Source organism: Cereibacter changlensis JA139 (assembly GCF_003034985.1).
Classification (GTDB): Bacteria; Pseudomonadota; Alphaproteobacteria; order Rhodobacterales; family Rhodobacteraceae; genus Cereibacter; species Cereibacter changlensis.
Genome location: NZ_PZKG01000165.1, coordinates 1 through 7,072 on the forward strand (window position 1 = coordinate 1; position 7,072 = coordinate 7,072).

Consider the following 7,072-nt stretch of genomic DNA (forward strand, 5'->3'; position numbering starts at 1 on the left):
GACGGGATCGGGGCGCCGACGGCGACCGACCGCCGGTCGGGGTTGCGTATCCTCGAGGGGCTGCTGGCGCAGGCTGAGGCGACCCTCGTCAGGCTGGAGGGTCAGGGGACGCGCTACCGGCTGGACTTCCCGGTGCGCGCGCCCACCCTGCCGCAGCTCGGCCGGCGCGCGGAAACGCCCTGAGGCAGGCAGAGCCCGGCGGGGGGCCTGCCGGGAACATGCAAGCGCCCCACCGGTTGCCGAAGCGACAGGACGCCGGAGCGCCGCGATTGCGCCCCGGCGCATCGGGGAAGGACGCCATGACCATTCCGCAGTTGCCCGGCTTCGACCAGACCCTGCCCTTCCTGCGCGAGGGTTACGGCTTCATCTCCAACCGCTGCGACCGTCTGGGGACCGATGCCTTCCACACCCGGCTGATGCTGCGTCGCGCCACCTGCCTGCGCGGCGAGGAGGCGGCCCGGGTCTTCTACCACCCCGACCGCTTCACCCGGCGGCGGGGGGCGATGCCGCCGACCACGATGCGGCTGCTGCAGGACAAGGGCAGCGTGCAGTCGCTGGAGGGCGCGGCGCATCGCCAGCGCAAGGCGCTGTTCCTCCGGCTGCTGACCGACGACACGGCCGAACGGGATTTCCTCGCCCTGTTCCGCGAGGAATGGCTCGCCGCGCTGGAGCACTGGACCGCCCGGCCAGAGATCGTGCTGCATGACGAGGTGAACCGCATCCTGACCCGCGCCGTCTGCAGCTGGGTCGGCGTGCCGCAGCTGGAACCGCGCGAGCTGACCTCGATGATCGAGAACGCCGGCAGCGTCGGGCCGGCGGTCCTGGGCGCGCTCGCCCGCCGCCGCCGCACCGAGGCCCGGCTGCGCGCCGTGGTCGAGGCGGCGCGGGGCGCAGGCGCCGCGGACGGGGAGACGCCGCTGCGGGCGATAATCGAGCACCGCGATCATGACGGCGAAAGGCTGAGCCCGGAGGTCGCGGTCGTCGAGCTCCTCAACATCCTCCGGCCCGTCGTGGCGATCGGCCGCTACATCATGTTCACCGCCATGGCGCTGCACGACCATCCCGGCTGGCGCGCCCGGCTGCGGGACGGGACCGACCGCGAGCGGCAGTACTTCGTCGAGGAGGTCCGGCGGCTCTACCCGTTCTTCCCGCTGGTCGCCGGCGTGGCGAAGGCGCCGTTCCGCTGGCGCGACCACGGCTTCGCGGCGGGCGACTGGGTGATCCTCGACCTCTACGGCACCACGCACGACCCGCGGCTGTTCCCCGAGCCGCAGGTCTTCGATCCCGGGCGCGGGCTGGACTGGCGGCGGCTCGACCACGGCTTTATCCCGCAGGGCGCGGGCGACCCGGAGGAGACCCATCGCTGCCCCGGCGAACGCCTGACGGTGGCGACCATGCGCGAGGCGGCCCGGCTGCTGACGCAGGCGATGAGCTACGACGTGCCGCCGCAGGATCTGTCGCTGCCGCTGCACCGCATGCCGACCCGGCCGGCGCGCAACCTGATCCTGTCCAACATCCGCCGCCTGCCCGCCGGCCCCGCCCCCGACACAGGGGACTGAGGGCGCGGCGCCGTCCCGCCGCGGCCCGCCGTCGAAACAGGATCACTCGCGGGCGAAGCGCCCGATGAGGCTGCCTTCGGCCAGAACATGGCCCTCCATCGCCGCCAGCACCTCGTCCCGCGCAGCACCCGGATCGAGGCCGAGCGAGGCGGTGTCGAGCGCGAAGAGCTGGAAGTGATAGGCATGGGCCGGATCGCCGACCGGCGGCTTCGGCCCGGTCCAGCCGGTCGCACCCCGGCTGTTGCTGCCCTGCTTCAGCCCCTCGGGATCGGTCAGCTGCGGCCCGGTCGGCAGACCCTCGCGCAGCGCGCGGACCCCGGCGGGGATGTCATAGGCGATCCAGTGGGTGAAGGGCTTCGGCCTCGCGGCGTCGGGGTCGTCGACGATCAGCACGTAGGACTGGGTGCCCTCCAGCCCCTCCGACCACTCCAGCGGCGGCGCGATGTTCTCACCCTCGGCGGAAAAACGCTCCGGGATCATCCCCTCCGCCTCGAAGGGCGCGGAAACGGTCAGCGCCGTGTCGCCGGAGGCCTGCACCAGCTCCGTCGCCACCTGCGACTCCGCCGGCGGCGGCACGGTGTCGGGCGGCGAGACGGCCGCCGCCTCGCCCTCCGCATCGGAATGACTGACGCGGTAGATCACCCCGTTCGTGTCATCCGCGACGAAGAGCGCGCCATCGGGCGCCACCGCCACCCCGGCGAGGCGACCGAGGAAACCGTAGCCACCGTCCTCCTGCTGCTGCAGGAAGCCGGTCAGGAAGGGCTCCACCGACTGCGGCTCGCCCGCGTCGTCGAAGTCGATCCGCACCACCTCGTAGCCGGCGGGCGGGCGGCGGTTCCAAGAGCCGCGCATCGCGACGAAGGCGTCACCACGATGTTCTTCCGGGAAGCCGCCGCCGGGGTGGAAGGCCATCTGCATCGGCGCGGCGTGCGGGGTGTAGCCGAGCACCGGGTCGGTCGACATCGCGGCCCATTGCTCCAGCGTGATACCGGCCGGCGGGTTGTCCTGCGGGTTGGGCTCGCCCATGCCGTAGACATAGGGCCAACCATAGGACTTGCCCTGCTCGATCCGGTTCAGCTCCTCGATCTGCTCCTCGTCGCCGAGCCAGTCGATGCCGTGATCCATGCCCCAGAGCACGCCGGTCTCCGGGTGCCAGCCGAAGCCGATGGTGTTGCGCAGGCCGCTGGCGAAGATGCTGCGGCTGGAGCCATCGGGTTCGGCGCGCAGCAGGGTGGCGCTTTCCACGCTGGTCTCGGCGCAGGCGTTGCAGGTGCTGCCGGCGGAGATGTAGAGCTTGCCGTCCGGCCCAACCGCCAGCGTCCGGTTCGGATGCTGGCCGCCGTCGGGCAGGTCGTCGATGATCCGGGTGAGCGCGCCGAAACTGCCGTCCTCCGCCACCTCGGCCCGGTAGACATCGTTCACCGTGACGAGGAAGACCGTCTCGCCATCGAAGGCGATGCCATGCATGCCCGGCCGAGAGGCGACGGTGCGGAAACCCTCGGCCCGGCCGTCGCCATTGGCGTCCTCGATCAGGATCACGTCGCCCACATCGCGCCGCGTGGCGTAGAGCCTGCCGGCCTGCGACACCGCAAGCATGCGCGGGTTCTTCAGATCGCGGGCGAAGACCTCGACCGAAAAGCCCTCCGGCGCCGAGAGGAGCCCCGCCAGTTCGGCGTCGTCCTCGACGGTGACCGGCTCCGGCTCGAGAATGCTGCCCTGCACGGTGGCGTCGGAATAGAGCCCGATGCTGCCCTGCGGCTGGGCGACCCCTGCAAGCGGGAAGGTGGCGGCGATCGGCAGGATGGTCAGGAACAGGGCGGAACGATGCATCTGTCGGCTCCTCTGGCCAAGGAAGCCCGTGAACCGGCGGAACCGGCAATCGTTCCCTGCCGATCCGGCCCGCCGCGACGCATGGGCGGAAACCGGCGGCAGGCTCCTCCACGCGGGTTCCGGGAGAAACCGCTTCACGCGGGGGAACCCCCCGCGCGGCCCTCGCGTTCGCATCGTGAAGCTTCCGTGTTCCGGCGCCCCGAGGGCGGCTGGCCGACCGTAGTGAAAGGATCCCGCAGATGAGTGACGGCAGAACGTTCAAAGGGCCCGTGCCCATCCTCCTGGCAGTGGTTGCCGTCATCGGGTGGGGCTTCGCGCTCTATCTGCTCAGTGCGCGCTCCAGTCTGGAGACGGAGCTGGCGCAGCAGAACCAGGCCGTCGGCACGCTGGAGTCGCTGCGCGGCGAGGTCGAGACGCTGACCACAGAAACCGACCGGCTGACCACCGAGCGCGACAGCGCCCAGGCCGGGCTGACCGAGCAGCAGCAGCAGCTGGCCAGTCTGCAGGAGCAGGCCGCCGCCGCCCAGAGCGATCTGGAGCAGCGGCAGGCCGATCTCGCCGGGACCGAGCAGCAGCTGGCCCCGCTGCGCGAGGAGATCGCCGGCTTCGACACCGCCCGCAGCGAGGCGGAACAGAGCTTGGCCGAGCGGACGCAGGAGCTGGCCGATGTCGGCGAGCGGCTGACCGCGGCGCGCGAGAGCGAGGCCGAGCTGCAGGAGCAGCTGTCGGTGCTGACCGAGGAGACCGCGCGTCTGACCGCCGAATCCTCCGAGGCCGAGACCCGGGTGCAGGAGGCGCGCGACGCCGAGGCCTCGCTGCAGGCCGCGCTTGCGTCGGCGGCCGACGAGCTGGACCGGATCACCGCCGAGCGGGACGGGCTGTCACAGGAGCTGCAGGCCATGACCGAACGCCGCGACAGCCTCGCCGCCGACAACGCCGCCGCGACCGAGCAGCGCCAGTCGGTGCAGGAGATGGTCACGAGACTGTCCGAAGATCTGGCCGCGCGCAGCCAGCAGCTGGCCGAGGTCGAGAACCGCATCGGCGAGCTGCAGTCCCAGGAGGCCCCGGCAGCCGCCGAGGGCGAGGCCGCTGCGTCGCAGGGGTCCCCGACCGAGAGCGAGAACGAGGCTCCCGCGTCGCAGGGCTCCCCCGCCGAGGGTGAGGACGGGGCCGCTGCGACGCAGGGCTCCTCGGCACCCGCCGAGGGCCAGGATGAGGCTGCCGCGTCGCAGGACGCGCAGCCGGTCGCGGAAGGCGAACTGGCGCCGGGCGCTTATTCCGCCGGGTCGCTGACCGTCACCCTGGGTGAGGACGGCCGCTTCGTGCTGCGCAACGAGGCGCGGGGCGAGGAGGTCGCCGGCAGCTACGAGACCGAGGCCGGCAAGCTGACCCTGTCCGAGGCCGAGGGCGATATCGGCACCACCCCCTTCCCGATGACCTGCAGCGTGGTGCAGTCGGACGCGGGCTTGATGCTGGAGCAATCCGGCGAGGAGCCCTGCGTGCTCACCGGCCTGACGCTCGAACCGCAGCAATGAGCCAGAACCGGGACAGAAGCGAGCGGAGCCGGCCAATGGAGGCGGGCTCCAGCCTCGACATCTTCGAGCGGATGATGCGCAGCGCGCCGCAGACCGGGGCGGAAGGCAGCCATGTCGGCGCGCAGCCGCCACGCTCGGAGCGGCAGCGCAAGGCGGACGCCACCACCGAGGCGGCGCGCCAGCTGATCGAAGAGGAGAACGAGGCTCGGGAGGCCAAGACACGGCGCCTCCGGGCCTCGCGTCTGGCGCAGGGCGACAGCTGAGGCGGAGCCCTTCCCGCTACGGGCGATCCTGCGCCGGGAGGTACTGCTGGGGCCGTGCGTTTCACGCATGAAACGGAGAGCATGTCATTGATTTAGCTAGAGGTTTCCGCTTCTGTTAACCTCTTGGCAAGGTGGCGGAGCTTAGCGCGTAGGCTTCAAGCGAGTGCTTGGCTTTGCGCTGTCTCTCGGCTGAGGCCGCTGCATCGACTGGACCCGGGTTCGACTCCCGGGTGGCTCCTCCAACCGCCGATCCGCCGGACAACCGTTCAAATCACCACGACCATCCATCGGGCTGACGCCACCCGCGCCCTGCCCTGCGCTCACCCCGCCACAAGGGCGGGGATCGCGCGGGGCGTCTGGCGCCAGGATCAGCGGTTCGGCACGACGGCTCCACGGGCGAGGTGGAGGGCAACGGTCATGCCGCGCAACCCGGTCCTCAGGCTCCTTACGGTTTGCCAGTGACGGCACGGCCAACCCTCCGCCTCGGGCTGTCCAACCGTCAGCAGATCCGGCAACAGCTCCCAATGACGTTCCGGGCGAAACATCGCCTGGAGCGGGGGCAGCTGCCACGCGGCCCTATCCGTCAGGCTCCACGCAGTGGCCGGCGGTCAATCCGGCGCGCGCTCCCCCTCCGGCTGCATCACCTGCAGCAGTTTCAGCAGCGACTCCTCGATCTCGTTCAGCGCGAAGATCAGCGCCTGCAGCGCGCGGTCCTGTCGGGCGGTGCCGGCCGTCAGGCTCCACGCCCGGTCGCGGGCGGCGCCCGCCGCGTCGCGCAGCGGTTCGGGTGAGATCGGCTCGCCCTTCCCGGGCGCCGTCACCGTCGGCAGGGCGTCGACGATCCGGTTGGTCTCGGAGCTCAGCCGGGCCAGCACCGGCTGCAACTGCTCGACGGCGCCGGCGGGCAGGTCCTGCCGTTCGGCGCTCACCACCCGGTCGAGCACGACGAGCGCATACCAGAAGGCCTCGACGCTCTCCGCCGCGCTGTGCAGCCCGACGCCGCTGGGCAGGCTGGCGGTGAAGCGGGTCTCGGCGATGCGGTCGCGCAGGTCGCTGATGTTGCGGCGGAAGGAGAGGTTGACCTTCTCGCGGTTCTCGCGGTCGTCGGTGCCGACGCCGTGTTCGATCAGCGTGAGGAAGCTGCGGCAGTCGCGCAAGGCGCGCTGCAGCGACAGCGCCGCCCGGTCGCGACCGAAGACCGGCCAGACGATGAGGCTGGCAAGGCTGCCGGCCACCGAGCCGAAGACGATGGCGCCGGCGAGCGACAGCGCCATTTCACCCTCCGGCGTGGGGTCGAGCGCGATGATCGCCGCCAGCACGGCGGCATAGCCAAGGCTGCCCCGGATCGCGCCGACGGCATTGCCGAGCACCGAGGCGACGAGCAGGGCGGCGAGAGTCGAGCTGCCCAGGAGAGCCACGCAGATCAGCCCGAGCGCCGCCCCGATCAGCGCCCCGCCTATCCGGCCGAGCCCGGCGCGCAGCGTGGCGTCGGCGCTGGCGCCGATTGTCAGCAGAGCCGAGAGCACCGCCCAGGACTGCTGCTCGGGCGCCAGCCGCTGCATCACCAGATGGACGCAGAGCACCGCCGCCGCCGTCTGCAACCCGACCCGCAGCGCGTGCCGGCGGTTGGCCCGGATCGTCTCCCACAGCCGGTCCATCTTTTCCTCCGCAGATCAGGCCGGTCACTCCGCCCGCGCCGACCCCGACAGGGCGAGCGCGACCTTGCGCCCCGCGCCGTCGCCGCGCAGCACGAAGCCAAAATGGGTCAGGTCCGGGTCCAGCAGCCGGTCGCGGTAAGCCCCCTGCTCCAGCCAGTCGTCGACGAAGGACTCGGCGTCGCCGCGCGACAGGCGAGCGCCGCAGCCGCCGCAGCTGCCGGCGAGGC

Annotated in this window: 7 protein-coding genes and 1 other annotated feature; of the genes, 4 read left to right on the top strand and 3 right to left on the bottom strand. The window is 71.8% G+C overall.

What is annotated here, in order from left to right; translation table 11 throughout:
* Positions 1-183: hypothetical protein (locus tag C5F48_RS25330; RefSeq protein ID WP_181247741.1), on the top strand; the 183-nt coding region annotated here is incomplete at its 5' end.
* A 116-nt stretch (positions 184-299) separates the two neighbouring features.
* Positions 300-1,559 (top strand): cytochrome P450, encoded by a 1,260-nt coding sequence (locus C5F48_RS20480; protein WP_107665640.1) that lies wholly within the window; start codon positions 300-302, stop codon positions 1,557-1,559.
* Between the two features lie 42 nt (positions 1,560-1,601).
* Here C5F48_RS20480 and C5F48_RS20485 read toward each other — a convergent pair whose 3' ends face one another.
* Positions 1,602-3,389: a YbhB/YbcL family Raf kinase inhibitor-like protein gene (locus C5F48_RS20485; RefSeq protein WP_170139589.1), complete on the bottom strand. Its 1,788-nt coding sequence runs from the start codon at positions 3,387-3,389 to the stop codon at positions 1,602-1,604.
* 239 nt (positions 3,390-3,628) lie between these two features.
* On the opposite strand from C5F48_RS20485, the gene C5F48_RS20490 reads away from it, so the two are divergent.
* Entirely contained in the window at positions 3,629-4,924 is a 1,296-nt protein-coding gene (locus tag C5F48_RS20490) for a coiled-coil domain-containing protein (RefSeq protein ID WP_107665642.1), read from the top strand.
* 35 nt (positions 4,925-4,959) lie between these two features.
* Positions 4,960-5,187 carry a hypothetical protein gene (locus C5F48_RS20495; RefSeq protein ID WP_107665643.1) on the top strand — a complete coding sequence of 76 codons (228 nt, stop codon included), beginning with the start codon at positions 4,960-4,962 and terminating at the stop codon, positions 5,185-5,187.
* A 206-nt stretch (positions 5,188-5,393) separates the two neighbouring features.
* Positions 5,394-5,451, top strand: a sequence feature (sul1 is cis-regulatory element that is thought to sense ions involved in sulfur or methionine metabolism; They are found in Alphaproteobacteria).
* 344 nt (positions 5,452-5,795) lie between these two features.
* Here C5F48_RS20495 and C5F48_RS20500 read toward each other — a convergent pair.
* Together C5F48_RS20500 and C5F48_RS25335 are read right to left on the bottom strand one after the other, a co-directional pair.
* Entirely contained in the window at positions 5,796-6,845 is a 1,050-nt protein-coding gene (locus tag C5F48_RS20500; protein WP_107665644.1) for an FUSC family protein, read from the bottom strand.
* A gap of 24 nt (positions 6,846-6,869) precedes the next feature.
* On the bottom strand, positions 6,870-7,072 hold a 203-nt coding region (locus C5F48_RS25335), incomplete at its 5' end, for a CAP domain-containing protein (protein ID WP_181247742.1).